Consider the following 26,287-nt stretch of genomic DNA (forward strand, 5'->3'; position numbering starts at 1 on the left):
ATCTATTGCCGGCCGAGACCCGTCGATCCCATGACGCCGATCCGCGATAACGAGCTTGGTGCACGCCGCGCAGAGGGCCCGCAGGCCCTCGTCGGGCTGAGCCAGCTTGCGCTCGATCACATGGAGCAGGGCGTCTGCGTCTACGACGCCGACAACCGGATCGTGCTGGTCAACCAGAGCTATCTGTCGCTGTTCGACATGTCGGCCGACATCGTGCATGTCGGCACGAGCTACCGCGAGGTGCTCGCACACAGCGCGGCGCGCGGCAACTTTCCGCAACACGAGATCGACGCGCTGTATACGAAGCGAATCGCGCAGATCGCAGGCGGGAAGCCGTTCCGCACCGAACAGACACTCGCGAGCGGACTCGTCATGGCGCTCGAGCTGAAGCCGCTTCCCGGCGGCGGCTGGATGACGATCTGCGATGACGTCAGCCGCCTCGCCCGGCTCGAGGCGGAATTACGCGTGCAGACGGAGCGCAGCCAGCACGCGCTCGCCAACATGTCGCACGGCCTCATCATGTACGATGGCGACAGCCGTGTCGTCGTCTGCAATGAGCGGTTCCTGAACCTCTACAATCTCGACCCCGACATCGTGAAGCCGGGCGTCTCGCATTGCTCAGTGATCGAACACTGGATGTCGCGCGGCAACCTGCCGGGCATGTCGGCCGACGAGTTCCATGACACCAGGCTGGAGGATGTGCGCAGCAGAAAGGCGAAGACCCTGCTGGTGATGCGCCATGACGGCCGGATGGTGCAGGCGGTGTCCCGCTTCCTGCCCGACGGCGGCTGGGTGACGGTGCATGAGGACGTCACCGAGCGGCTGCAGTACGAAGAAGCGCTGCGGCAACAGAACTTCATCCTCGATGCGGCGCTGGAGAACATGGCGCACGGGCTCGCCTTCTACGACAGCGACATGCGCCTGCGCGTCTGCAACACCACCTACCGCAAGATCTATCGGCTGTCGCCGGAGGAAACCAGGCCTGGCACGCATCTCGGCGAGCTGATCGAGCGGTCGATGGTGAACGGGGCGTTCACTTCCGAATACAGTCCGCAACAGTTGCTGGAAGCCGCCAGCGCGAGGATCGCGAACCACGATTCCTCGCCGATGCGCCGGCGCATGTCGAACGACACCGTGATCTCGGTGCGCTACTGCGCGCTGCCCGAGGGCGGCTTCGTCGCCACCTACGAGGACATCACCGACCGCGAGCGCGCGATCGAAGAGCTGAGCGAGCAATACCGCCGCTTCGACGCGGCGCTGAACAACATGAGCCAGGGCCTGTGCATGCTCGATGCGAGCCTGCGCGTCATCGTCTGCAATCGCCGCTACATCGAGATGTATGGGCTGTCGCCCGATGTCGTGAAACCCGGCGTCTCGATGCGCGAGATCATGGAACATAGCTGCGACCTCGGCATCCATCCGAACACGACCGCCGCGAGGATCTATGCCGACTATGTCGAGAGGCTGCGCGAGGGCGAACACACGCTGCACCGCCACCTGAACGACGGCCGCATCATCAAGCTCAATCACAAGCGGATGGAGCACGGCGGCTGGGTCGTCACCTATGAGGACGTCACCGAGCGCCACAAGGCCCAGGCCCGCGTGGCGCACATGGCGCAGCACGATTCACTCACCGACCTGCCCAACCGCACGCTGTTCCGCGAGAAAATGGGCGAGGGACTGAACCAGGTCGCGATCGCCGGCGGTGCGATGGCCGTGCTGTGCTTCGACCTCGATAATTTCAAGACGGTCAACGACCGCCTCGGCCACGCCGCCGGCGATCGGCTTCTGCGCTGGGTCGCGTCACGGCTCAAGGAGAATGTCGGCGAGCATGACACCGTCGCCCGCCTCGGCGGCGACGAGTTCGCCGTTCTCCAGCGCGGACCGCAGCCGCAATCGGCGGAACGGCTCGCCCGCCGCCTGGTCGAGATCATCGGCCACCCGCCGCCGCTGGAAAGCCAGTCGATCCATGTCGGCGTTTCCGTCGGCATCGCGATCGCGCCCGATCACGGGCTCGATGCCGACGAGCTGATGAAATGCGCCGACCTTGCGCTGTACCAGGCCAAGGCCAAGGGGCGCGGCGCCTACCAGCTGTTCGAGCCCGAGATGGAGGAACAGGCGCGCGGCCGGCACGCGCTGGAGCACGATCTGCGTGGCGCGCTTGAGGCACGCGAATTTCACCTCGTGTTCCAGCCGCAGGTGCGGCTCGACACCACCGAGCTCACCGGTTTCGAGGCGCTGCTGCGCTGGAAACACCCCTCGCGCGGCTTGGTCTCGCCGGCCGAATTCATTCCTCTCGCGGAGGAGAACGGGCTGATCGTCCCGATCGGCGAATGGGTGCTGCGCACGGCCTGTGCGACCGCGGCGTCCTGGCCCGATGTCACCGTCGCGGTCAATTTGTCGCCGGTGCAGTTCCGCTCGCGCGGACTGGTGGCGATGGTCACGAGCGCGCTTGCGGAAGCCGGCCTGCCGCCACGGCGGCTCGAGCTCGAGGTCACCGAGACCGCGCTGCTCGACGACAGCGAGGCGACAATCGAGATCCTGCACCAGCTCCGCGCTCTTGGCGTGCGCGTCAGCCTCGACGATTTCGGCGTCGGCTATTCCTCGCTGAGCTATTTGCGCAAATTTCCGTTCGACCGCATCAAGATCGACCGTTCCTTCGTCGGCACGCTCGGCGAAAGCCCGGAGAGCGTCGCAATCGTTCGCACCATCGCGAGCCTCGGCTCCGTGCTCGGCGTCGAGACCACGGCGGAGGGCGTCGAGACGATCGAGCAGCTCGACTTCGTCCGCGAATGCGGCTGCACCGCGGTCCAGGGCTATTATTTCGGCAGGCCGTGCCCGGCAGCCGAGGTCGGCCACACGATCGAGCGACTGAACGCGGTCAGGCGCGTGGCGTGACGCTCCGCTTCACCTCGTCGCTCTCTCTATCGTTACGCCCGACACGACCTCAGGCGATTGAGCGTGGCACGATCGGCCGATGCGAGCGCATTGCTCCACTCCCGTTCGGAGAGGTCTCCGACCAGGCTGGAAAGGCTGATGGCAAGCGCACGAAGCCGCGCATTCTCCTCAAGAAGCAAAAAAACGTCGTTCGACGGGGATTCATCGTCCGAAAAGCTAGCGCCTTCGCAGAGCTGCTGCGACAAGAGTTCGAAAGACTCGTCACGCACGACATCTTCGGCAGTGGAAATCAGCTTCTGTCTCTTATGACGCATTAAATCTTCATCACTCATGGCAAATTCCCCAACTCAGGACATGCCTCCAACCGCATTTGGATACATCGATTGAGTCGGCGGCGGATTTGAGTCCGAAATGGGCTCACACGATGTACGCCTCGTGTCCCCCGGCGCCTCGCTTGCTTATTCGTTCGCTTCACCGGCGTCTTTCAGACCGGCTCGCAGTGCGGTCACGACGCGATGGGCCACGTCGATATCCCTGACCGACAATCCATCCGCAAGGCCGTTGACCCAGGGGACCTGCAACCGGCCGGCGGCATCGTAGATCTGCCTGCCCTTGTCGGTGAGCACCACGAGCTGCGCCCGGCGGTGATGCGGGTTGGTCTCGAACACGACGAGACCATCCCGCGCGAGGTCGTTGACGATGCGCTGCACGTTCTGGCGATTGGCGCCGAGATTGCGGGCGAGCCAGGCGACCGGCTCCGGGCGCTCGGCGTCGGCGATCGCCCCCAGGATCTGCCAGCGCGCACTGGTGAGGCCGAGCGACGTCACCAGCCGATCGCCAGCGGTCAGAAGCAGGCTGTTGGCGCGGAACAGGTCGAGGATGAGGCCGGTCAGGGCTTCGCCCGCCGGGGTCCGCTTCGTCTTGGTCATTTGGCACCATTAATCCGTATTGACATCATGATGTCAATTAGCTAATACGGGACTGTCGAATTGACATTATGACACCAAATTGACCGGAGCAATATCATGCCCCTCATGCGTCCCCTCGACCCCGCCTTCCCGATCGACCGTCAGATCGCGCTCGAAACCGGCCCCGTGGTGCTCGTGAACGTGTTCACGCTCGACGCCGAGGATGAGCAGAGCTTCCTCAAGGCTTGGCAGGACGACGCCGCCTTCATGAAGCGCCAGCCCGGTTTCATCTCCACCCAGCTTCACCGCGCCGTCGGCGACAGCCCGACCTATCTGAATTACGCGGTGTGGGAATCCAACGCACATTTCCGCGCCGCTTTCATCCACCCGGAATTCCGCGCAAAGATCGCCGCCTACCCCACATCCGCAGTCGCGAGCCCGCATCTGTTCCAGAAGGTCGCGGTGCCCGGTATTTGCGTGGGGTAGCTGCGCGCCTCCCACTCAGCTGTCATGCCCCGGCTTGACCGGGGCATCCAGTACGCCGCGGCCTCTCGGCTTAAACACAACTGTCTCTGGAATACTGGATCGCCCGATCAAGTCGGGCGATGACAGCGAGCATGCGGAAAGCCCCGCGCAGCTCGTCGTTATCCGACGAAGCAAGGGACGCAGCTTTATCCTGCCGCGGGCAGCGCGCTGTCCGGCGGCGTGCCCCATGGGCGGTCGGCTGAGGCGAGGCCGATCAGGCGGCCCTGGATGTAGTCGCAGCCCCAGTCGCGCAGCATGGCGGCGGCCTCTTCGTCCTGCACCCACTCGGCGACCGTCTTGATGTCGAGGCGGCGGGCGAGGTCGATCAGGGTCTGCACAAAGGCGCGGTCGTCGGCGGAACGGGTGATGTTCTGCACGAAGGCGCCGTCGATCTTGACGATGTCGACGCCGAGCTTGCGCAGGTTTCGGAACGAGGTGTAGCCGGCGCCGAAATCGTCGATGGCGATGCGGCTGCCGAAATTCTTCAACCGCGTGACGAAGCCGCGCACGTCATCGATGTCCTGGATCGCGACCGTCTCGGTGATCTCGACGATCAGCCGCTCGGCGACGCCGGGATGGGCCAGCATCAGCGACTCAATTCCCGCCCACCAGTCCGGATCCATCGTCGTATCAGGCGAGATGTTGAGGCTGAGGCAGATGTCGGGCGCGGCCGCGAGCTCGGCGACCACGAGCTCGAGCACGCGGTGATCGACTAGGCGGATCAGACCGAGCCGTTCGGCGACCGGCACGATGTCGGGCGCGAGCAGCACCTGGCCGTCGCCCTGGTCCATCCGCACCAGGCATTCGTGGAACGCGCAGTCGCGCGAGGCGGCCGCGACCACCGGCTCATAGGCGAGCTTGATGCGGCGCTCGTTCAGCGCGGTGACGATCTCGTCGGTGACACGGATGTTGACGCGGCGCTGTGCGTCGCGCGCGGCATCCGGGCGCCACGCCGCGAACGAGCCGACGCGGCGTTGTTTTGCCGCGTCCAGCGTCTCATGGGCGCGATTGACGGCCTCGTCGGTGCTGCGGGCATAACGCGGCACGCTGACCGCGCCGATCGACGTCGTGACCGAGACCGGGCCGGATTTGGTCGGCACCACCTCGTCGCGGATGCCGGCAAGGAAGCGCTCGGCGGCGACGTTCATGTCATCGACGGTGCAGTTCTTCAGGATCAGGCCGAACTTGTTGCCGGAGAAACGGCCGAGCACGTCGCCGCCGCGCAGGCGGGCGCGGATGCGCTTGGCCACGTCGAGGATCACGGCGTCCGCGACATCGAAGCCGAAGGCGTCGTTGACGCGGGCGAGATGATCGATGCCGACCAGCATGAAGGCTGCGGTCGAGCGGAAGCGGGTCGTCTCCTCGATCGCCTCGGCCAGCGCCGCGATCAGGTGGGAACGATTGAGCTCGCCGGTCAGCGGATCGAGCCGGGCCAGCTTGGTCAATTCCTCGTCGCGGGCGTGGCGCTCATTGTTGATGCGGATGGAGCCGATCGCGCGCACCGGGCGGCCATCGGGGCCGGCGAACCAGCGGCCGGTCTCCTCGATCCAGACCACGGGATCGGCGGCGCTCATGCGCACGCCATATTCGACCCGGTAGGGCGTGCCGTCGGCGCCGTGCACCGGCGAGGTCTGCGCCAGCGCGGCAGTCCGCAGCGTCTGCGCGGGCTCGATCAGCTTGGCGAATTCGGCGCCAGTCGCGAGCCGCTCGGGCGGGATGCCAGGAAAGACGCTGGCGACCTGCTCACCCCACACGATGGAATCGCTGGCGATGTCCCAGGCGAAAACGGCCTGACCAAGAGCGGCCAGGATGTCGGAGGCTTGCGGCAATGCAGGGGTCAAAATCGCCTCGTTTCGGGACAGCAGGGAGTCCTGAGTCGGCACAGAATACGGCCAGATTCGACTCCGACTCTAGGCAAAGTTCATAAACAATTTGGAAACCATGTTTCGCAGGCCCGCGGAACCAAACCGGCCCGGCCGGCATAGGCCTTGCGAGTACATGACACGCACCGGCGCCAGCGTCTCGAAACGCGACAGGCCTCGCCGGATCAACGGTGATTGCGATGTTAAGTACTGATCGATCGGACTGCACGGACAACGGCACGGGCACGGCCCTGGTGCCGCTGCTACCGACGTTGCAGTGGGTCCACAAGGCGCCGCTGCCCCGTCCCGATCCGAGCTTCGTCACCCAACTCATTGCCAATGCCGAGCACCTGCCCCAGGCCAGCCGGCTCCGCCGCGCCTCGTCCGAGGATGCACAGATGGCCTATGGCGACAAGCACCCGCTCGGAAGCGTCACCGCGCGCACGCGGCAGGTGGCTTAAGCACGACGAATTTGCTGAGAGAGGTGGTGCCCTTCACCTCGCCCCGCTTGCGGGGAGAGGGAGCGCACCGCCATTGCGGCGGCGACTCACGATCAGCGCGGCGCGTCGGGAGACGGCGGCGTGCCGTTGCCCGGTTGCAAATCCGGCGAGGGAATTTCCGGCGAGGGCGGGTTCACCGGCTTCGGCGCTGGATGATCCTTCAGCACGGATTCGGCGACCGACTGCGCTGAAGGCGCGGGTGGCACCGCCGGCGCAGACACCGGCTCGAACTTGGGTTCGGGCGCCGCGTCGTCCGCTGCCGCTTCGGCCTGGCGCTTGGCCTTGCGCGGCGCCGGCACTGTCGTCTCCGCGACATAGGTGACGCGGCGGCGCGTGCGCTGGGCGATACCGCCGAGGAAATCGGCCATCGCGAGCAGCACCAGCAGGAAATAGGTGGAGTTGCCGAATTTGGGCCACATCACGAATTCGGCCGCGGCAGCACCGAACACGATCAGCGACAGCAGATGATCCATCAGGAATTTCGAGCCGGGCCGCGCGCCTTTGACCACCTCTAGCAGCAGCAACACGATACCGAGCGCGAGCATCACGTCGGCAAGCGTGACCGGCCAGGTCTCGCCCGTGATCATCGGCACCTTGAACAGCACGTCCGTAAAGGACACGGACGGCATCAGGAAGGCGATGATGTTGTAGACTGCGAGCGGGATCAGGAGCAGCGGGAAACCGACCATCGGCGAAATGCCTTCTCGATCAAGATATCCGGACAGGACAATGCGGCCGCGAAGCATTAGCTCCGCCGCCGTCATTGTCATATCTCATTGGATGGCCGAAATCAGGCAGGCGAAATGATCCTGCCCGGAGAAAGGTCCTAAATTCAGGACTCTTTCTTCTTCAGGACCTGACGGCCCTTGTACATGCCGGTCTTGAGGTCGAGATGGTGCGGACGACGGAGCTCGCCGGAGTCCTTGTCTTCCGCATAGGTCGGCTTCTTGATGGCGTCTGCCGAGCGGCGCATGCCACGACGCGACGGCGAGGTTTTTCTTCTCGGAACGGCCATTTCAATATCCTCTAGGGATTGGTGTTGTCAGGGCATCGTCCGCGAGGGGACGGCTCAGCACCCGCAAACCGAGGCGAGCTGAATGCCGATCAAGGCCGGGCTTATAGAGGAAGGCTGGCCGTAAATCTAGGCTTTTGGACCGGAAAATACGTCCGAAAAGGGCCCAAAGTCAGCGATTTTCCCGCCAGCAGGTCAAAAGCGAGTTCGCCTGCGCCCTCGCCACATAGGTCCCCGCCAGCCGCCGGACGCCAGGCCCGGGGGTCCGGGCGCTCCGTTTGACCGGATTGGGCAGGATCGAGGCCAGAAGTGCCGCCTCCCGAGGCGAGAGGTTGGCCGCCGATTTGCCGAAGGCATAGGCGCTGGCCGTCTCGACCCCGAACTGGCCCTGGGGACCGAGCTCGGCGATGTTGAGGTAAATCTCGAGGATTCGCGCCTTGGGCAGGACGAGATCGATCCACAGCGCCAGCGGGAATTCCAGCGCCTTGCGGACGAAATCCCGCCCCTGCCAGAGGAACAGGTTTTTTGCCACCTGCTGGGTGATGGTGGAGGCGCCCCGGAAGGGCGTACCGTCCTCCTTCGCATCGTCGATCGCCTCGCGCAGCGCGCCCCAGTCGATGCCGTGATGCTTGCAGAAGTGGGCGTCCTCGGCCGCCACCACCGATCGCAGCAGCGAGGGCGACATCGCAGCCAGATCAATCCACTCCCGATGCATCGGCGCACCCCTGAGCGACCGCCAGGCCATCAGCGTCGAAACGGGATGGCCGGTGCGGTAGAACGGCGCGATCACGTAGGGCGCGAGAGCCACGACCACGAGCGCTACCAGCAGGATCTTGACGATGCGCAAATCGACCTTTCCGGCGCAAAATGAAACGTGGCCACGGATCCCGCCATTAAGTCTGTGATAATTCGGGCCTTTTCCAGCACTTTTTAGGCCTTCCAAACGATTGACTGGGGCGGGCGCATAAAGGATTGTCCCGCCGAATTTTAGTTCTGGAGCCCTTCTTGATGACCGGCACGTCCCCGTCCGATTTCGCCAAACGCCTGGACAAGACCGCTGATGACACCGAAGCCCTGCTTGGACGCCTGCTGGCTGACGACATCCTGCACGATGAGATCGCCCGTCCCAAGCGACTGATGGACGCAATGCGCTATTCGAGCCTGAACGGCGGCAAGCGCCTGCGGCCGTTCCTGGTGGTCGAGAGCGCCGCCGTATTCGGCGTTCCCCGCGAAGCGGCGCTGCTCGTGGGCGCCGCGCTCGAATGCATCCACTGCTACTCGCTGATCCATGACGACCTGCCGGCGATGGACAATTCGGACCTGCGCCGCGGCCGCCCCACCCTGCACAAGAAGACCGATGACGCGACCGCGATCCTCGCCGGAGACGGCCTGTTGACGCTCGCCTTCGACATCGTCACCCGCGATGAGATCCACCGCGACGCCAATGTGCGCCTCCTGCTGACGCGCGCGCTGGCGCGCTGCGCCGGCATCGGCGGCATGGTCGGCGGCCAGATTCTCGATCTCGCCGGCGAAGGCCGCTTTGGCGGCAACGAGCCGATCGATGTTGCCCGCATTCAGCAGATGAAGACCGGTGCGCTGCTGCGCTACGGCTGCATCGCGGGCGCGATCCTCGGCCAGGCCTCGCAAAAGGAATATCAGGCACTCGACGATTACGGCCGCGCGCTCGGCGAGGCCTTCCAGATCGCCGACGATCTGCTCGACGTCGAGGGTGATGCGGCGGCCCTCGGCAAGCCGGCCGGCGCCGATGCCGCGCTCGGCAAGACCACCTTCGTCACCCAGCTCGGCATCGAAGGCGCCAAGCAGCGCGTGCGCGACCTGCTCGCGCGGGCCGACGGCGCCGTGTCGATCTTCGGCGACCGCGCCGCCGTTCTGCAGGCCGCCGCGCGCTTCGTCGCCGAGCGGAAGAACTGATGTAGTGCACGATCTTCACCTCGCCCCGCTTGCGGGGAGAGGTCGATATTCAAGCGCGGCCTGAATATCGGGTGAGAGGGAGTCTCCGCGAATCCAGCTCTCACCGTCCTTGCGGAGGCTCCCCCTCACCCCAACCCTCTCGCCGCAAGCGGGGCGCGGGAACAGGCCGCCGCTGCGGCGACAACGAGAGTTGAGCGAGAGGGCTGGAGCCATCATGGCCACCGACAAAGACGATCCCGTCCTCGTCCGCTTCCGCAAGATGTCGCGGCCGATGCGGCTGATCTACGCGCGGCCGCGCACCTTTATCGCGCTCGCTGCCGGCATCCTGGTCTGCTTGCTGCTGCCGGGATCGCACCGGCTGGTGACGCGGCTGCTGTTCGGCTGGGATGCGTTGATCGCGGTTTATCTCGTGCTGGTCTACGCGATGATGCTGTGCAACGACCAGCAGCACATCCGCCGTAGTGCCGCAATGCAGGACGACGGCCGCTTCGTGATCCTGCTGGTGACGGCGATCGGCGCCTTCGCCAGCATCGCAGCGATCATGTCTGAGCTCGGCACGCCGCATCGCGGGGCGTGGGAGTTGACCATCGCGATCGCCACCATCGCGCTGTCATGGGCCGCCGTGCACACGACCTTCGCGCTGCATTACGCCCATGATTACTACCGGCACCCGCCGGGCGGATTGCAGTTTCCGAGCGGCGACAAGGAAGATCACGCCGATTATTGGGACTTCGTCTATTTCTCGTTCGTGATCGGCATGACCGCGCAGGTCTCCGACGTCGGCATCACCGACAAGACCATCCGCCGCACCGCGACCGCGCATGGCATCGTGTCGTTCATCTACAACACGGCGCTGCTGGCGCTGACAGTGAACATCGCGGCAAGCGCGATCTCGAACTGACGTCGTCCCGGCAAGCGCCGAGACGACGACGTCGAAGGCGAGATCCTAGTTGCACACCTCGGCATTGGCGTCGTTGCCGGGGCCGCCGCCGCCGCGATATTCGAGATGACAGCCGCGGTTGACCGGGCGGCAGCTGCCGCCATTGCAGAAAATCTGCCCGCCACCCGAGGCGCGGCCGGCGCTCGCGGCAGCCGCAATGCCCGCGGCGGCACCATAGCCGCCCGCCGCGCCACCGGCCTGACGGCGCTGCCGTGCGGAACGCTCATCGCCGTCGTCGCGCTTGGCGGTTGCGGGCTTGGCCGTCGCAGGCTTGACCGTCGCAGGCTTGGCGATGCGCTGCTTCTCGCACGCATTGTCGTCGTTGATCGCATAGCCCTCACGGCAAACGATCTTCGTGCACTTGTCGCCGTCGGCCTTGAAGCCGTGCTCGCAGACCAGCGGGCAGACGCGCGACGGCTTTGACTTGACGGTATCGAGCGCATCGGTGCTCGCCACTTTCACGTCGAGCCTGGTGCCGGCGTAACGGTTGAACTGCGACAGCGAGCGCCGCGAAGTTGTATTCCAGTTGCCATCGGCCTGCCCGGAGAAACAGCCGACGCGGCCGAGCTCGGTCTGCACCAAGCGGCTGAGGTCGGCCGGCGTGGTCGTCGGCGTCAGCGAAGCGACGCTGGTGCCGGCGGGGCTCGCCGTGCTGGCGGGTGCGACACCTGGCGCCGCGGCGGCGAGGTTGACGCGCTGCTGCTCGGCCGCGGCCGCCTGCTGCTGCACCTGCTCCTTGGCCTTCTGCGCGGCGAGCTGCGCCTGCTCGGCGGCTTTCGCATCAGCCGCAGCCTTGGCCTGCGCATCCTTCTGCGCACCGAGGGCGGCAAGACGATCGCGTTCGGCCTCGGCCTGCTTCGCCTTCTCGGTGGCCGCCGCATGGGCCTGCTCGGCACCGATCTTTTCGACCTGAAGCTTGGCGAGATTCGCATAGAAGCCGACAGGATGCTGGGCCAGAAATGCCTCCCAGGCCGGCCTGTTGCCAATCTGGAGCGCGAGCTCGTAGTCGCGGCGGATATCGGCCGCCTGCGGGTTCGCCACCGGCGCCACCGGAGCGGCCGCGACCACCTTGACCGGCACCAGCGGCACGTCCTCGCCGCCGAGCGAGCCGTACACGAACGGCTCCTGCTTGTTGCCGGTCGACTTGAGCACGTCGTCGCGCACGAAGCCGAAGGCGCGACGGACGTCGAGGCCCGGCGTCGTCAGATGCTTCGACAGTGCCATAGTAAAGGGGCTGTTGGCGCCATCGCCGTCCTGCGCCGTGAAGCCGGCCTTGGCCGAATACGCGATCAGCGTGTTGGGGCTGTTCGGCTCGACCTGGGCCAGGCCGCGGCCGATGCCGCGCGAGACAACCGTGCGCTTCATGGTCTTGCCGAACGGATTATCGCGGCAGGCGTCGAGGATCACCAGGCGAAGCTGCTTGGCGGGCTCGACCGTGACCAGGACGCGGTCAAGCGACAGCCCCTGGTCGTAGACATCTGTGTCGCGTTCGAGCTTGGCGTCAACAGGGATCAGATAGTTCGAGCCTTCGACCTCGATGCCGTGGCCGGCATAGTAGATCACGGCGATGTCGGCATCGCGCGTCACATCGGCAAAATCGCGCAGCACGCGCCGCGTCTCCAGCGCGGACAGATCATGCCGGGACTCCACAATTTCGAAGCCGGCGTCCTTCAGCGTCTTGGCCATTACTGCACCGTCATTGACGGGGTTCGCGAGCGACGGCGCGTACTGATACGACGAGTTGGCAAGGACCAGCGCCACGCGCTTTCCGGCGAGAGCGGGCGCAGCGCCGAACAAGAGAGCCAGAAAAAGCGGACAAAGTCCGAGCAGGCTACGCATGACAGAACTTCCAGAGATCGGGAGCAATTCGGTCGCCCTTTGGGGATTGCCTTAGCAGAATCCGCCATCGCATTTGTGATGGAGATCACGAAGACGATGCCTGCAAACTGCCAAGGAACTCTTTAGTCTCGCCAGAGCGATAGCGGTTCGCTGGCGCAGGCCAAGTATGCGCTCAGTCACCCCCGATGTGTCCCCGGTATTGCGGCAGCTCGTCCGTGATCTCATGCCAGGGCGCCTTCGAGCCCACGAAAATGTGGGCGCTCGGCCGAATCGAGGGGGCGTCAACCAGGGTTCCCATGGCGACATGGACCCATTTTCCCTCGCGCACCCGGGAATAAAGCAACGAGCCGCAGCGGGCGCAGTGCGCGTCGTGGGTTGTGTCGTCGCCATAGATGAGGCGCTGGTCCTCGCCACGGACGATGCGGAGCTTGTCCTGTACGATCCCGGCGAACGGCTTGAAGGCGGAGCCGGTGGTGCGGCGGCAGTTCGAACAGTGGCAGTTCAGTGCGTAAGAGAACGCGTCCGCGACCTCGTAGCGCACGGCACGGCAATAGCATTCGCCGGTGAGGATACGAGCGTTCGAATTTTCTGATCCGGTCATTCCAGCGTCCTCGCCCAATTGGCGCAGACACCCATAGCGCATTTTGATGTGTACGACTAAGTTCGCCCCAAGCCATCATTCAAAGGGATGACCCATGAGCCAGAACCGTTCGAGCGTCGAAGCCGTCGTGCAATCCTATTTCGACGGACTTTACGAGGGCGATGCCGAAAAACTCGGCGCCGTCTTCCATCCCTCCGCCGATTTGCGCTGGGTCGAGAAGGGCGAGCTTCAGGTGCTGACCGTGCCCGACTGGCTCGATCGCGTCCGCAAGCGCCCTTCCGGCAAGGCCGAAGGCAAGCCACGCGAGGATTTCATCGTCACCATCGACCGCTCGGATGACAAGACCGCCTTCATCAAGGTCAGGTGCCAGCTGCCGCCGCGCTTTTTCACGGATTATCTGGTGGCGATGAAGCTCGCCGACGGCTGGCAGATCGTGTCGAAATCGTACCGGTATGACCTGAGGGAGTGAGGGGGACGACCCTTCCGCGGCCCGAATTCTGGCGAACTCGCCTTTGATTTTCCGTCATTGCGAGCGAAGCGAAGCCATCCAGTCTGTCTCCGCGGAAAGATTCTGGATTGCTTCGCTGCGCTCGCAATGACGATGTCTGAAAGTCCCCTATGCCTCTCGACCGCCGTACCCTGCTTGCCTCGCTGTGCTGGATGGCCGCCTCCCCCGCGCTCGCCGTAGACGCACCGCCGGAGCTCGAATCCTACGAGCGCGAGAGCGGCGGGCGGATCGGGGTCTATGCCGAGAACCTCGCGACTGGCGCGAAGCTCGCATGGCGCGCCGACGAGCGCTTCGTCATGTGCTCGACATTCAAGGCTTCGCTCGCGGCCTGCGTGCTGGCGCGGGTCGGTCGCGGCGAGGAGCAGCTTGCGGCCATGATCCCCTACGGCAAGGCCGACCTGCTCGACTACGCGCCGGTCGCCAAACAAAATCTCGCCGCCGGCACGATGTCGGTGACCGACATGTGCAAGGCGATCGTCGAGCTCAGCGACAACACCTGCGCCAACTTGCTCTTGGCGCGGATCGGCGGCCCCGCCGCGCTCACGGCCTTCTGGCGATCGCTCGGCGACACCACCTCGCGGCTCGACCACAACGAGCCCGAGCTCAACCGCTCACCGCCCGGCGATCCCCACGACACCACGACGCCGGCGGCGATGGCCGGCAATCTGAAGCGGCTGGTGGTGGGCGAAGCACTGTCGCCGGCCTCCCGGACCCAGCTCACCGAATGGATGGTGGGCTGCAAGACCGGCGCCAACCGGCTGCGCGGCGGCCTGCCGGCAGGCTGGAAGATCGGCGACAAGACCGGCAACAACGGCAAGGATGCGTCGGGCGATATCGCGGTCGTCTGGCCCAAGCTCGACAACAAGGCGGATGTACCAATCCTTATCGCGGCCTATACCCAGGGCGGGAGGCCCAACGCCGCGCAGATCGAAGCCGTGTTCGCGCGCGTCGGACGCATGGTGGCCGAACGGCTGGCGTGAGCCGCGACGCATTGACCTTTTGGCCGCTTCCGGGCCAAGACAGGCCATGATCGCAGCGAAATTTCAGACCTTTCTCATCCTGCTCACGGTGCTGGCCGGCACCGCGCTGGTCGCCCGCCGCTTCAACATCGCGCCCGCCATTCTCCTGATGCTGTCCGGCGTCGGCCTCGCCTTCGTGCCGGGCATGCCGCCGGTGGAACTGCCGCCGGAACTGGTGCTGCTGATGGTGCTGCCGCCACTGATCTACTCGGCGAGCGTCGCGATGAGCTGGCGCGAGTTCAGGAACAATCTGCGGCCGATCGTGCTGCTCGCGGTCGGCGCGGTGATCTTCACCGCGGCGCTGGTGGCTAGTGCCACGCATTATGTGATCGGCCTGCCCTGGACCATCGGATTCCTGCTGGGCGCCATCGTCGCTCCGCCCGACGTGGTGGCGCCGCTCGCGATCGCGCGCCGTCTGAACATACCGCGCCGGCTCCTGGTCGTCCTCGAGGGCGAGGGACTCGCGAACGACGCGACCGCCCTGATCCTCTACCGCTTCGCGCTTGCGGCCATCATGGTCGGCCATTTCTCGCTGCCGCTGGCGGCCGGCGAGTTTGTCCTCATCGTCGCCAGCGAGATCGCCTTTGGCATCGGTATTGGCTGGCTCTCCCTTCGCTTCCGCAAATGGTCCAGGGATCCGCAGGTCGAGCTGACGCTGTCGCTGATCACGCCCTACGTGTCCTACTGGCTGCCCGAGCACCTCGGCGGCTCCGGCGTGATCGCGACCGTGGCCTGCGGCCTCTATGTGAGCTGGAACGGGCCGCTGCTGATCTCGGCGTCGACCCGCCTGCAAGGCATCTTCTTCTGGGATCTCATCATCTACCTGATCGAGGGCCTGCTATTCCTGCTCACCGGCTTCCAGATGCGGGCACTCTACGAGAAGTCGAAGGCGTTTCCGCTCGACGATATCATGATCGCGACCGCGGTGGTCCTGGCGGTCATCGTCATCGCACGCTTCGTCTGGCTGTATCCTGCGATCTATCTGCCGCGGATATTGAGCAAGAGCCTACGCAAGCGCGACCCATCGCCGCCATGGCAATGGCCGTTCGTGCTCGCCTTCACCGGCGTGCGCGGCGCGGTGTCGCTGGCGGCCGCGCTGGCGCTGCCGTTCACGTTGCCTGATGGCAATGCCTTCCCGTATCGCGACCTGATCCTGTTCGTCGCCTTCGGAGTCATCTTCGTGACGCTGATCGGCGTCGGCCTGACGCTTCCGCCGGTGGTGCGCTGGCTCGGTGTCGCCGAGGCCGGCCGCAACGAGCATGTCGCCGAGCACGAGGCCGAGATCGCGGCACGCCGCCAGGCGCTCGAGGCGGCGCTGAAGTCGCTCGACGCAATGACCGAAGAAAAGGATGTATCGGACGAGGTGATGCGGCTCCTGCGCGCGCGTCACGAGATTCGTGTCAACCAGCTTCCGGATTCACTCGACCCCAACCATCACGACGTCTCCGCCGCCGGCACCGCCCTGACTCGCGACCTGATCGTCGCCGAGCGAAAGTTCATCCACGACCTCCTGCGCGACGGCCAGATCACCGACGAGACGCGGCGCCGGATCGAGCGCGACCTGGACCTGGAAGAGGCAAGCCTAGCGAACAGGGAGTATCGGGGGGTGCCGTTGTAGCTTGTTCGTCATTGCGAGCGAAGCGAAGCAATGACGGCAGCGCCGACTATCGCATCTTGCAAAATTCCCCGACCCCCGCCGCAACGGCGCCCGCAATCATCTCCTGCCGCTCCGACGAGTTCATCTCCATCTCCTCGTCGCGGTTGATGATCGAGCCGGCTTCGAGCAGCACTGCCGCGCCTCTCGTTCGCGACAGCACGACGAGCCCGTCATAGCGGTAGACGCCGACATCCTTGTCGAGCAGCTGGCGCCGGTAGCGGCCCATCACCGGCAGCGTGTATTGGCTGGCGTAGTGCAGGCCCTGCTCCTTCAACTGCCTGCCGATCATCCGGGCCAGCTTCAGGCTGCTGGTGAAGTGTGGATTGCGCTCGGACACGAACAGCGAGTGACCCGAGAAGCGGTCGCTGAAATAGCTCTTTGCGCCGTCGAATTCCCAGGTCTCGAGCAGCTTGTCCGGCACTGAGTCGTGATGGATCGACAGCACGAGATCGGCCCGGCCGTCATTCGCGGCACTGACGCGCTTGAACAGGCTCGGCCGCGCCTTGCCGTCCGTGACGAGCAACCGGGTTGCGGTAAAGCCTTCGGATTTGAGTTTTGCCGTGACCAGCCTTGCGAGCCGGAAGTTGAAGCCGAACTCCGGATCATTGCGCGCGCTCAACGCGCCGTAGGAGTCCGGGGTGTGCCCGACGTCGACGACGATCCGGAATTTCGGCATCTCACATTTGGCTGGTGCGGGCGCAGGCTTAGGTCTGGCTTTCGCAACCTTCCGGGCCGGGGCAGCACGGCCCGCGTCGATCGACGGAAGCAACAGTGTGACCAGCGACACGAGGAGAATTGTGACGATGCCCCGCCCTAACGACAAGTCCTACTCCGCTGCCGCGATCCGCGGCCTGCCGACGAAGCCTGCGATGTCGCCGAAGCGCTGCACGACGATCGCAACAACTCGCCCATTCCCGTCCCCGAGCCGGACTCGGTCAGGAACTTGTTGTCCTCGGCGCGGAGCATGGCGGATCCTCCCGATTTGATTTTCGGGAAGATTGGCGCGGACGCGGGAAGACGTCAACGCAAGCACGGCTTCGTGAAGTGGGTTGGCGCAGCGTAATCGCCGCCTTTATCGCAGGCCGAAGGGGGCAGATCTTAGGGCTCCTATCCGCCCCCATCGCAATTACCTGACGGTGACGGCGACTGTGTATACCTTGCCATTATCCGGGTCGGTAGGGTCCGCCGTCACGCGCCGATACGTGAAGGAGTCTTCACCGACATAACCCTTCTTGGATTGGTACACCACGCTGGTCAGCCGCACGGTCTTGGCCTCTCCGCTTCTCAATTTTCGTTGCCCGGTGCTCGCTCGCGTCGTCACGGCACCGCTCTTCGGCGGAGTCACGACTTCAATGCTGACGGGCCAGACCTTGCCACTGCTGTCGACGCGCCAGTGTCCGCCGCATTTGCAGATTTCCTTTGCCTCGCCCGATTTCACGACGAGCGACGTGTTCCCCCCGCCCGCATGTGCGCCACAGAGGATTCCGAAGAACAGGACGAGCCCCGCGGTGATTTTGATCAAGAGGGCCGACGGTAGGCGTACTGGGTAGGTTGTCATTTCATAAGTCTCCAATGAAAAAATCTTAGAGTTATTGTATGGGATTGTTCCGGCTGGCGAGGCCGATGCACTCGTGCCCGGCTATCTCAAGGTTCTCGCGACTCGAAATCCAACGTTGCTCACGCGTCCTTCGGACTGCACGCCGTAACGGCTCCCCGCTTCGACTGCATCCGCCTTGCTGACCCAGGAGCCTCCCCTGAGGACACGCTGCTCGCATCGGCCTTTCAGCCAAGGACTCCCGTCCACAGGCGCGCCCTCATAAGTGTCGTTGACGCAATCCTCGACCCATTCCCAGATATTGCCGTGCACCTGATAGAGGCCCCACGGATTCGGCTGGAAGGAATCGACAGGAGCCGTCTTTTGCCCGGAGGCACCCTTTGCATTCTTATCCTGGCTGGCCCTGTCATCGTAGTTGGCCTGGCCCCGAGACACGGAGACTCCCCACCAGAACGATGACGTCGTTCCCGCGCGCGTCACATATTCCCGCTCGGCTTCGCTCAGGAGGCGGTACGTCTTGCCGGTGCGGGCCGACAACCAGGCTGCATAGCTCTTGGCATCCGACCAGGAAATGTTGATCGCCGGTCGTCTCCCGCGGCCCCAACCGTTGTCCCAGGGCTTGTACCCATTGCATCCCCCATCGGCGACGCAGGCGTCCCATTCCGCAAACGTGACAGCGTAACGGCCAACCGCGAATGAATGGGCGAACGTCACCTTGTGGCGAGACGATTCCGCGGTGCGTTTCGATGCACTCTCCGACGTCCCCATCATGAACGCGCCCGGTGGGACCACAACCATCTCCGGACACTTTTCACATTCCTTGAAGCTGGCCTTCTGCTTCAGAGCCGCCTCTTCCGAATCGGACAACACCTTGATGCCGATCGCAGTCAGTCCTTCGCGCCGCGGGGTCGTGTCTGGAGCCAGAAGCGTGGCGTTGGTGGAGGCCACCTGCACCGCCTGTAACGCCTTGAACCGTTCGCGCGCCTCTGCGGAGCGCGCGCTTTCGGGAAATTTGCTCAGAAACTCTTCGAACATCGCCGGCGAGCGCCCATCCTTGATCGCATTCCAGACGATCTCATCGGTCGCGGGCGGGGCCGGCGGCGGTGCAGCTGCCGCCGCGCGTTCCTTCCTCAGTTCGTCACGACGCGACAGCGCGGCAGAGACGTGCGAACTGCTGGAATATTTAGCGGAATACTCCTCGAAGATCGCGGGATCGTGCGACTCCTTGATCGCGTTCCAGACGATCTCATCTGCAGGCGGAGGTGGCGGCGCTTGAGCAGCAGCGATCTCCTTCCTCAGGTCATCCCCTCGCTGTCGTGCGGCCGCGATGTGCGGGCTCGCCGCATATTTACTCACGAACTCATCGAAGATCGCGGGATCGCGCGATCCCTTGATCGCGGCCCAGACGATGTCCTCGGCGGCGGGAGGTGGCGGAGCTTGCGTGGCGGCAATCTGCTTTTTCAGCTCATCCCTGCGCCTCTGGGCGTCCGCCAGATGCGGGCTTGCCGGAAACTTGCTGGCGAAATCATCGAAGATTGCCGGATACGTCGAGCCTTTGATGGCATCCCAGACGACCTCGTCGGCGGTCGGAGGCGGTGGAACGCGGGCGGCAGCGGCGGCGATCTGCTTTTGCAGCTCGTCGGCGCGCGATTGCGCCTCGGCTCGATGCTTGCTGGCTGGAAACTTGCTGAGGAAATCATCGAAGATCGCGGGATAGTTCGAATCCCTGATCGCCGCCCAGACGATTTCGTCGGCGGTCGGCGGCGGGGGTATGCGCGCGGCAGCCGCAGCTTGCGCCTGCTTGAGCTCATCACGCCGTGATTGGGCCGCCTTCAGATGTGGCGTCGTCGGAAACTTCGCGATGAACTCCTCGAACACGGCCGGATAGGTCGAATCCTTCACGGCGTTCCAGACGATGTCATCCGTCGTTGGCGGTGGCGGCAGTTTCGGTGCATCGACGATCGAGATGACAGAGCCGCCCAGTGATCCATAGACGAACGGCTCCTGGTGACGATTGGTGACCTTCAGCACTTCGTCGCGAACTCGGCCGAATGCAATCCTCAAGTCCAAGCCGGGAGCGGCGATGTTGTGCAGCAGCGCGGCCGTGAAGGGACTGTTTTTGGCATCGCCGTCCAGCGCAACCGATCCGGCCTTGGCCGCGAAGGCAATCAGCGTATCGGATATCGCGGGCTCGACCTTGGCCAACCCGCGACCGATCGATCGGGACGCTATGGTTCGCTTCATGGTCTTCAAGAACGGGTTGTCCCGGCACGCATCCAGGATGACGAGGCGAAGCCGCCTGGTGGGCTCGATCGATTTCAGAATGCGATCGAGGGAAATAGCCTCATCCTCGATGTCGAAATCGCGCGACAACTTCGCGTCGACGGGGATGACGTAGTTTGCACCATCGACCTCGATGCCATGGCCGGCGAAATAGACGACGGCCACGTCGGCATCGCTTGCCATCTCGGCGAAATCGCTGATCGCGCGCCGCATGTCTGAAATCCCAAGATCACGGCGGGCATCGACCGCGGAAAATCCTGCAGATCTGAACAGGGAGGCAATCTCGGCGGCGTCATTCCGGGGATTCGGAAGGCTCGGGACATTCCGGTACGACGAATTGCCAATCACCAGAGCGACGCGCTTCTCGGCCAGCGCCTGACCCGCGAACCCGTAAAAAACGAGCGCAAGAATGGTAGCCGCCACCCAGCGCATAATTCCCCCCAAATCGCCCTTTGCGAGTATATCGCTGGTTGTAGCCCCTGCAAGCAGCACCACGAGCCCACATCATTCGACGGGGGCAATACCAAGTCCGTGATTCAGGTCACTGAGCGATTGGCGACGGCGGCGACTTAGACCGGCCTTTCCCCCTTCACCGTCACGCGCGTGCCTGAACGCGTATGCGGCCAGTAGTCCCACATCGCGCGGTGCTGGGTGCAGCGGTTGTCCCAGAACGCGATGGCGTTCTCGGTCCAGCGGAAGCGGCACTGGAACAGCGGGTTCTCGGCGTGCTGGTAGAGATAGGCCAGCATCGCATCGCTCTCGTCGCGCGGGATGCCGTTGATGTGCCGGGTGAAGCCGCGGTTGACGTAGAGCGCCTTCCTGCCCGTCACCGGATGCGTGCGCACCACCGGATGCTCGGCGCTCGGATAGGACGGACGATCGGCGACGCCGTAATTGGCGTAAAGCCCGCGATAGATCGGCTCGCCGTCATGCAGCGCGGTCAGCCCGTCGAGATAGGCCTTCATCCGGTCCGACAGCGCCTCATAGGCCGCGTACATGTTGGCGAACAGCGTGTCGCCGCCGCGCGGCGGGCACTGCTTGATGTAGAGGATCGAGCCCATCGGCGGCTCGAGATCGCAGGACACGTCCGAATGCCAGCCCTCGCCGTTCGCCCGCGGCGAGTTCTTGTCGGCGTAGATCTTCATCAGCGCCGGATCTTCGTCCTCATGCGGCGCGGCAGGATGGAAATGCAGCTCGCCGAACTTGCGGCCGAACGCGAGATGCTGTTTTGGCGTGATGTTTTGATCGCGGAAGAAGATGACGAGGTTTTCGGCGAGCGCGCGGTGGATCTCGTCCATCTGCCGGTTGGAGCGGGCATCGCCATCGACGAGGCTGCCGAGGTCGACGCCGGATATTTCCGCGCCGATGATGGGGGTGAGCTTTTCGACCGCGATGGTCTCGTAAGCCGCGCCGTCCTCGGCCGTGTGGCGATAGCGCGGGCCCTGCTTGCCGGCGAGTGAGCTCATGGCATGTCTCCCGATCATTTTGATTGGAAGACATCGTAGCCCGGATGGAGCGAAGCGCAATCCGGGAACGGGTCGTTCCACGGTGGGCAATGCCCCGGATTTCGCTGCGCTTCATCCAGGCTACGGTCGCGCAAAAAATAAGGCGGGTTGCTTTTGGCAAACCCGCCTTACGATTCCAATGTTTGGGAGACGCCTACTCCGCCGCGGTCACCGGGACCTTGGCGCCCTGGCCGTAGCGCTGGTCGATATAGTCGATCACCAGCGCCTTGAAGTCGGCGGAGATGGTCGGGCCGCGCAGCGTGCGGAATTTCTTGCCATCGACGAAGACGGGCGCGGCCGGGGCTTCGCCGGTGCCCGGCAGCGAGATGCCGATATTGGCGTGCTTGGATTCGCCGGGGCCGTTGACGATGCAGCCCATCACCGCGACGTTGAGCTCTTCGACGCCCGGATATTTCGTCTTCCAACCCGGCATCTCGTCGCGGATGAACGCCTGGATCGAGCTCGCCAGTTCCTGGAACGTGGTCGATGTGGTGCGGCCGCAGCCGGGGCACGCCGCAACCAGCGGCACGAAGGTGCGGAAGCCCATGGTCTGCAGCAATTCCTGGCCGACCTGCACTTCGCGGGTGCGGTCGCCGCCGGGCTCCGGCGTCAGCGAGATGCGGATGGTGTCGCCGATGCCCTGCTGAAGCAGGATGCCGAGCGCGGCCGACGAGGCCACGATGCCCTTGGTGCCCATGCCGGCCTCGGTGAGACCGAGATGGATGGCGTAATCGGAACGCGCCGCGAGATCCTGATAGACCGCGATCAGATCCTGCACGGCCGAAACCTTGGCCGACAGGATGATGCGGTTCTTGGGCATGCCGAGTTCTTCGGCGCGTGCGGCCGAGAGCAGCGCCGACTGCACCATGGCCTCGCGCGTCACCGCGCGCACGTCGCGCGGATTGGCGGACGCGGCGTTCTCGTCCATCAGCTTGGTCAGCAGCTCTTGGTCGAGCGAACCCCAATTGGCGCCGATGCGGACCGGCTTGCCGTTCTTGTTCGCGATCTCGATGATGTCGGCGAACTGGGTGTCGCGCTTGTCCTTGAAGCCGACATTGCCGGGATTGATGCGATATTTCGCGAGCGCCTCGGCGCAGGCCGGATAGGCCGCGAGCAGCTTGTGGCCGATATAGTGGAAGTCGCCGATCAGCGGCGTGGTGATGCCACGCTTGGCCAGGCCGTCGCGGATATGCGGAACGGCAGCAGCGGCCTCCTCGCGGTCCACGGTGATGCGGACCATTTCGGAGCCGGCGCGCGCAAGCGCTGCGACCTGGGCGATGGTGCCGTCGATGTCGGCGGTGTCGGTGTTGGTCATCGACTGCACGACGATCGGCGCACCGCCGCCAACGGCGACGTCGCCGACCTTGACCTGGGTGGTCCGGTGCCGGGGCGCCGGGCCCGCGATGTCGGAATCAATGGGGTTTTCGAGCTTGTTCATGGGGTCCAAATATCAGGTTTTGGTGACGTTGAGCAATGCATCGCGCGGCGCCGCAGCCGTTGAGCTGGGACGGTTAACCAGAAAAAGCCCAGCAATTACAAGGATCGCAGCGGCCCCGAATGTCAGGCTCAAGGTGTCGTGCATGATGAAATAGCTACCCACCACGCCAAACAAAGGGGTGATGAAGGTAAAAGCCGACAATTTGCTGGCCGAATAGGTCTTCACCAGCGCGAACCAAAGCGTGAACGTGGTTCCAACCACCCAGATCGCCTGGAAGGCCATCAGGCTGAGCGACAGCGGCGACGGGGTCCGGGTGATGGTCTCCCCAAACAGCCAGGCGGCGGTGCCCAGGATCGGGATCGAGGTCGCGACCTGATAGCCGAGTGCCTTTTCCGGCGCAGCGAAGCGCAGCCGGGTGCCCTTGGCGACCAGTGTGGTCGCCGCCCAAAGCCCTGCGCCGGCCACGATCAGGAGATCGCCGAGCAGGATGTGCGAATCCACATTGGGCTGCGGCACGCCGATCGCGAGCGCAACTCCGGCGAAGCTCACAGCCAGCCCCAGCCATTGGGTGCCGCCGAGCCGCTCGCCGAGCACCTGGTAGGACCCGAGCGCGACGAAGAACGGCGCCGTGTAGAGGAACACCACCGCGCGCGAGGCCGAGGTCAGGCGCAGGCCCTGGAAGATCAGCACGAACTCGACGCCGAACATCAGCCCGGCGACCAGGCCGGCCTTCCACGTGCCGTCGCGCTCGAAGAATTTGACGCCGCGCAAGCTGCCGACAATGAACAGCACGGGCAACGCACCCATCGAGCGGATCATCGCCTGGAGCATCGGCGGCACCTCCGGCAGCACCAGCTTCACCGCGATCTGATTGAAGCCCCAGGTCAGGCACAGCATGAGCATCAGGGCGATGGCGCCGGCACTGAGGGGGCGACCGGCGGACGGTATGGCTTGTGGTGCGGACATTTCTTCCCGAATACCGGCTTGCGCCGTTGTTGCTTTATGCAGCTTTCTGACAATGGGCGCAGACGCCCGTGATCTCCACCACGGACAGTTTTGGTGCGAAGCCTGAGTTGCGCGCCGCGGCATTGAGGTCCTTGGCGAAGGACGCCGACGGGATCTCGCCGACCAGGCCACAGCGCTCGCAGATCAGGAACGCTACCGCCGAGGTCGCGTCGTGGTCGTGGGCGGCGCAGGCGAGGTAGGCGTTGCGGCTTTCGATGCGGTGCACGAGGCCGTTGGCCATCAGGAAATCGAGCGCCCGGTAGACCGTGATCGGCGCCGGCCGCGGCATCGACTTTGCCAATTCGTCGATGATCTCATAGGCGCCGAGCGGCCGGTGGCTGGAGAGCAGCGCCCCCAGCACCTGGCGGCGGATCGGCGTGAATTTCTGCGCGCGAGCCTCGCAAACCGTCTCGGCGTGCGCCAGCGCGTCCGCAGTGCAGCGGCCGTGATCGTGGTCAGGCGTCGGAAATGCCGGCTTTGCGAGAGTCATGTGGCCTGCCTTCTAGCATTTCGGCCGTGGAACCCAAAGCGCGACCGGGAATGCGCCTGTCAGCCATGCTTTTGCTGCGGGACAGCGTCCCGCTAATCCGCCACGAAATAATCATAAGCTTGCTTATTATAGTCAAGCTCATTGGAGATAACGTTATGACCCGCGGGTCCGTCGACCAGAACTTCCTGTTCACGCTCGGTGAACTCTACCGCCTCTTGCGGGTCTATGCCGACAAGGAGGCATCGCGCTTCGGCATCACCCGCGCTCAATGGGCGGTCCTGGCCAAGGTCGAGCGCAGCGAGGGCATGAAGCAGTCGGAACTCGCCGAGTTGCTGGAGATGCAGCCGATCACGCTGACGCGCCTGATCGACAAGCTCTGCGAGAGCGACTGGATCGAGCGCCGCAGCGACGCCTCGGACCGCCGCGTCAAGCGCCTCTATCTCAAGAAGGCCGGCCGTGCGCTGCTCGGCAAGATGAGCGGCCTGAAATCGGAACTCACGGCGAACGCACTCGACGGCATCAGCCCGGCGGACGCCCACCGTCTCCTCACCCAACTCGAATCCATCAAGGAAAACGTGCGTAACGCGATCCAGACATCCGGCGCGGAACAAGCGCGTAAGGAGCAGCGCTATGGCTGATCAGGTCCTCAAGTTCCAGCCCGAGCAGAAGAGCGACAGCGGCAAGCCCGCCAAGAAAGCCGGCACCGATCCGCGCCGCCGCCTGGTGGCGGGCCTGCGCCGCTATCGCCGCTTCCTGCTCCTGGTCGTGCTGCCGCTCGTCGTCGCCGTCGGCGGCCTCACCTTCTATCTGAACGGCGGCCGCTATGTCGGCACTGACGATGCCTATGTCGGCGCGCAGAAGGTCCTGGTGACGCCCGACATCTCCGGCAAGATCCAGAAGGTCGTCGTGAGGGAAGGCCAGATCGTCAAGCAAGGCGACGAGCTGTTCGAGATCGATCCCGTGCCGTTCCGCCTCGCGGTGGACGAGGCGAGGGCGCAGCTGATGCAGGCGCAGTCGACCTATGACAACCTCCGCGCCAACATCAAGATCTACGGCGACATGCTCAACCTTGCGCAACAGGGCGTCGACCTGAAGCAGCGCGACGTCGAGCGCAAGCAGGCGCTGGTGAAGAACAGCTACGGCTCGCAACTCGACCTCGACAACTCCGCGAACGCGCTGGTCACATCAGGTTCGATCGCGCAATACGTCAAGCAGCAGATCTCGACGGCCAAGACGCAGCTGCTCGGCGACACCGACCTGCCGCTGGAGAAATTCCCGCCTTACGCGCAGGCCAAGTCCAAGCTCGACAATGCCGAGCGCAATCTCGACCACGCCGTGGTGCGGGCATCGATGGGCGGCGTTGCGACGCAGGTCGAGCAGATTCAGCTCGGCCGCTACGTCACCGCCGGCACGCCGGTGTTCTCCATCATCGACGTCGCCCACCCCTGGGTCGACGCCAATCCGAAGGAGAGCGACCTCACCCACGTCACCGAGGGACAGCCTGTGACCCTCGAGGTCGACGCGTTTCCGAACCACGTCTTCAAGGGCAAGATCGGTTCGCTCTCGCCCGGCACCGGCGCGCAATTCGCGATCCTGCCGCCGCAGAACGCCACCGGCAATTTCGTCAAGGTGGTGCAGCGCGTGCCTGTCAGGATCTATTTCGACGAGACCGACAAATACGTGCGGAAGCTGAAGGCCGGCATGAGCGTCTACGCCACCATCGACACCGGCCACAAGCGCTCGCTCGCCGGCCTGTTCGGATTGTCGGCGACGGCGAACCAGGACAAAGACCAGGACAAGGACTGATCCG

25 protein-coding genes are annotated in these 26,287 nt (G+C 64.5%); 10 read left to right on the top strand and 15 right to left on the bottom strand.

The genetic code is table 11. The features are described 5' to 3' along the window. The first annotated feature begins 30 nt into the window (after positions 1-30). Positions 31-2,898 (top strand): PAS-domain containing protein, encoded by a 2,868-nt coding sequence (locus ABIA90_RS29815; RefSeq protein WP_354119022.1) that lies wholly within the window; start codon positions 31-33, stop codon positions 2,896-2,898. Positions 2,899-2,930: 32 nt separating this feature from the next. On the opposite strand, the gene ABIA90_RS29820 is transcribed toward ABIA90_RS29815, so the two are convergent. Beyond that, entirely contained in the window at positions 2,931-3,230 is a 300-nt protein-coding gene (locus ABIA90_RS29820) for a hypothetical protein (RefSeq protein WP_354119023.1), read from the bottom strand. 126 nt (positions 3,231-3,356) lie between these two features. Beyond that, complete coding sequence (locus tag ABIA90_RS29825; protein WP_354119024.1) at positions 3,357-3,827, bottom strand: MarR family winged helix-turn-helix transcriptional regulator; 471 nt, start codon at positions 3,825-3,827, stop codon at positions 3,357-3,359. A 96-nt stretch (positions 3,828-3,923) separates the two neighbouring features. Here ABIA90_RS29825 and ABIA90_RS29830 point away from each other — a divergent pair, with 96 nt between their 5' ends. Continuing rightward, positions 3,924-4,292: an antibiotic biosynthesis monooxygenase family protein gene (locus ABIA90_RS29830; RefSeq protein ID WP_354119025.1), complete on the top strand. Its 369-nt coding sequence runs from the start codon at positions 3,924-3,926 to the stop codon at positions 4,290-4,292. 185 nt (positions 4,293-4,477) lie between these two features. On the opposite strand, the gene ABIA90_RS29835 is transcribed toward ABIA90_RS29830, so the two are convergent. Next, entirely contained in the window at positions 4,478-6,172 is a 1,695-nt protein-coding gene (locus ABIA90_RS29835) for an EAL domain-containing protein (RefSeq protein ID WP_354119026.1), read from the bottom strand. Positions 6,173-6,393: 221 nt separating this feature from the next. Between ABIA90_RS29835 and ABIA90_RS29840 the strand changes: the two genes are divergently transcribed. Further along, a complete protein-coding gene (locus ABIA90_RS29840) occupies positions 6,394-6,654 on the top strand; it encodes a hypothetical protein (RefSeq protein ID WP_354119027.1) in 261 nt (86 codons plus the stop codon). A gap of 92 nt (positions 6,655-6,746) precedes the next feature. Here the strand turns inward: ABIA90_RS29840 and ABIA90_RS29845 are convergent, their stop codons facing one another. The 3 genes from ABIA90_RS29845 to mtgA form a co-directional block, all read right to left on the bottom strand. Continuing rightward, on the bottom strand, positions 6,747-7,382 hold the full coding sequence (locus tag ABIA90_RS29845) for a hypothetical protein (RefSeq protein ID WP_071917057.1): 636 nt from the start codon (positions 7,380-7,382) through the stop codon (positions 6,747-6,749). A 143-nt stretch (positions 7,383-7,525) separates the two neighbouring features. Next, positions 7,526-7,708: a 50S ribosomal protein L32 gene (gene rpmF / locus ABIA90_RS29850; protein WP_028149139.1), complete on the bottom strand. Its 183-nt coding sequence runs from the start codon at positions 7,706-7,708 to the stop codon at positions 7,526-7,528. A gap of 169 nt (positions 7,709-7,877) precedes the next feature. Continuing rightward, on the bottom strand, positions 7,878-8,552 hold the full coding sequence (gene mtgA / locus ABIA90_RS29855; RefSeq protein ID WP_259260762.1) for a monofunctional biosynthetic peptidoglycan transglycosylase: 675 nt from the start codon (positions 8,550-8,552) through the stop codon (positions 7,878-7,880). A gap of 161 nt (positions 8,553-8,713) precedes the next feature. On the opposite strand from mtgA, the gene ABIA90_RS29860 reads away from it, so the two are divergent. Both ABIA90_RS29860 and ABIA90_RS29865 read left to right on the top strand, forming a co-directional pair. Beyond that, positions 8,714-9,637: a polyprenyl synthetase family protein gene (locus ABIA90_RS29860; RefSeq protein WP_063980019.1), complete on the top strand. Its 924-nt coding sequence runs from the start codon at positions 8,714-8,716 to the stop codon at positions 9,635-9,637. A gap of 214 nt (positions 9,638-9,851) precedes the next feature. Further along, on the top strand, positions 9,852-10,538 hold the full coding sequence (locus tag ABIA90_RS29865; RefSeq protein WP_063980020.1) for a DUF1345 domain-containing protein: 687 nt from the start codon (positions 9,852-9,854) through the stop codon (positions 10,536-10,538). Positions 10,539-10,583: 45 nt separating this feature from the next. On the opposite strand, the gene ABIA90_RS29870 is transcribed toward ABIA90_RS29865, so the two are convergent. Both ABIA90_RS29870 and ABIA90_RS29875 read right to left on the bottom strand, forming a co-directional pair. Further along, a complete protein-coding gene (locus tag ABIA90_RS29870) occupies positions 10,584-12,416 on the bottom strand; it encodes a caspase family protein (protein ID WP_354119028.1) in 1,833 nt (610 codons plus the stop codon). 172 nt (positions 12,417-12,588) lie between these two features. Next, entirely contained in the window at positions 12,589-13,017 is a 429-nt protein-coding gene (locus tag ABIA90_RS29875; protein ID WP_063980022.1) for a GFA family protein, read from the bottom strand. A 94-nt stretch (positions 13,018-13,111) separates the two neighbouring features. Here ABIA90_RS29875 and ABIA90_RS29880 point away from each other — a divergent pair, with 94 nt between their 5' ends. From ABIA90_RS29880 to ABIA90_RS29890, 3 genes are all read left to right on the top strand, one after another. Beyond that, a complete protein-coding gene (locus tag ABIA90_RS29880; RefSeq protein ID WP_354119029.1) occupies positions 13,112-13,486 on the top strand; it encodes a nuclear transport factor 2 family protein in 375 nt (124 codons plus the stop codon). A gap of 149 nt (positions 13,487-13,635) precedes the next feature. Next, positions 13,636-14,505: a class A beta-lactamase gene (bla, locus tag ABIA90_RS29885; protein WP_354119030.1), complete on the top strand. Its 870-nt coding sequence runs from the start codon at positions 13,636-13,638 to the stop codon at positions 14,503-14,505. A gap of 46 nt (positions 14,506-14,551) precedes the next feature. Beyond that, positions 14,552-16,162: a Na+/H+ antiporter gene (locus ABIA90_RS29890; protein ID WP_354119031.1), complete on the top strand. Its 1,611-nt coding sequence runs from the start codon at positions 14,552-14,554 to the stop codon at positions 16,160-16,162. Between the two features lie 46 nt (positions 16,163-16,208). Here the strand turns inward: ABIA90_RS29890 and ABIA90_RS29895 are convergent, their stop codons facing one another. The 7 genes from ABIA90_RS29895 to ABIA90_RS29925 all read right to left on the bottom strand — a co-directional run bounded on the left by ABIA90_RS29895 (position 16,209) and on the right by ABIA90_RS29925 (position 24,477). After that, positions 16,209-17,024 (bottom strand): N-acetylmuramoyl-L-alanine amidase, encoded by an 816-nt coding sequence (locus tag ABIA90_RS29895; protein WP_354119032.1) that lies wholly within the window; start codon positions 17,022-17,024, stop codon positions 16,209-16,211. Between the two features lie 303 nt (positions 17,025-17,327). Further along, entirely contained in the window at positions 17,328-17,759 is a 432-nt protein-coding gene (locus ABIA90_RS29900) for a hypothetical protein (RefSeq protein ID WP_063980026.1), read from the bottom strand. 81 nt (positions 17,760-17,840) lie between these two features. Beyond that, the gene (locus ABIA90_RS29905; RefSeq protein WP_354119033.1) at positions 17,841-20,471 is read right to left on the bottom strand and encodes an SUMF1/EgtB/PvdO family nonheme iron enzyme; all 2,631 of its coding nucleotides are present in this window, start codon (positions 20,469-20,471) and stop codon (positions 17,841-17,843) included. A gap of 137 nt (positions 20,472-20,608) precedes the next feature. Beyond that, positions 20,609-21,505 (bottom strand): TauD/TfdA dioxygenase family protein, encoded by an 897-nt coding sequence (locus ABIA90_RS29910; RefSeq protein ID WP_354119034.1) that lies wholly within the window; start codon positions 21,503-21,505, stop codon positions 20,609-20,611. A gap of 193 nt (positions 21,506-21,698) precedes the next feature. Beyond that, complete coding sequence (ispG, locus tag ABIA90_RS29915; RefSeq protein WP_085404046.1) at positions 21,699-22,982, bottom strand: flavodoxin-dependent (E)-4-hydroxy-3-methylbut-2-enyl-diphosphate synthase; 1,284 nt, start codon at positions 22,980-22,982, stop codon at positions 21,699-21,701. Between the two features lie 12 nt (positions 22,983-22,994). After that, positions 22,995-23,948, bottom strand: coding sequence for a DMT family transporter (locus ABIA90_RS29920; RefSeq protein WP_354119035.1), 954 nt, complete (start codon positions 23,946-23,948; stop codon positions 22,995-22,997). A gap of 34 nt (positions 23,949-23,982) precedes the next feature. Beyond that, on the bottom strand, positions 23,983-24,477 hold the full coding sequence (locus ABIA90_RS29925) for a Fur family transcriptional regulator (RefSeq protein WP_354119036.1): 495 nt from the start codon (positions 24,475-24,477) through the stop codon (positions 23,983-23,985). A 155-nt stretch (positions 24,478-24,632) separates the two neighbouring features. On the opposite strand from ABIA90_RS29925, the gene ABIA90_RS29930 reads away from it, so the two are divergent. Further along, positions 24,633-25,115, top strand: coding sequence for a MarR family winged helix-turn-helix transcriptional regulator (locus ABIA90_RS29930; RefSeq protein WP_354119037.1), 483 nt, complete (start codon positions 24,633-24,635; stop codon positions 25,113-25,115). Beyond that, complete coding sequence (locus ABIA90_RS29935; protein WP_354119038.1) at positions 25,108-26,283, top strand: HlyD family secretion protein; 1,176 nt, start codon at positions 25,108-25,110, stop codon at positions 26,281-26,283. Before ABIA90_RS29930 ends, ABIA90_RS29935 begins: the two co-directional genes overlap by 8 nt. Positions 26,284-26,287 lie beyond the last annotated feature (4 nt).

The organism is Bradyrhizobium sp. LA6.8, assembly GCF_040547935.1.
Taxonomy (GTDB): Bacteria; Pseudomonadota; Alphaproteobacteria; order Rhizobiales; family Xanthobacteraceae; genus Bradyrhizobium; species Bradyrhizobium barranii.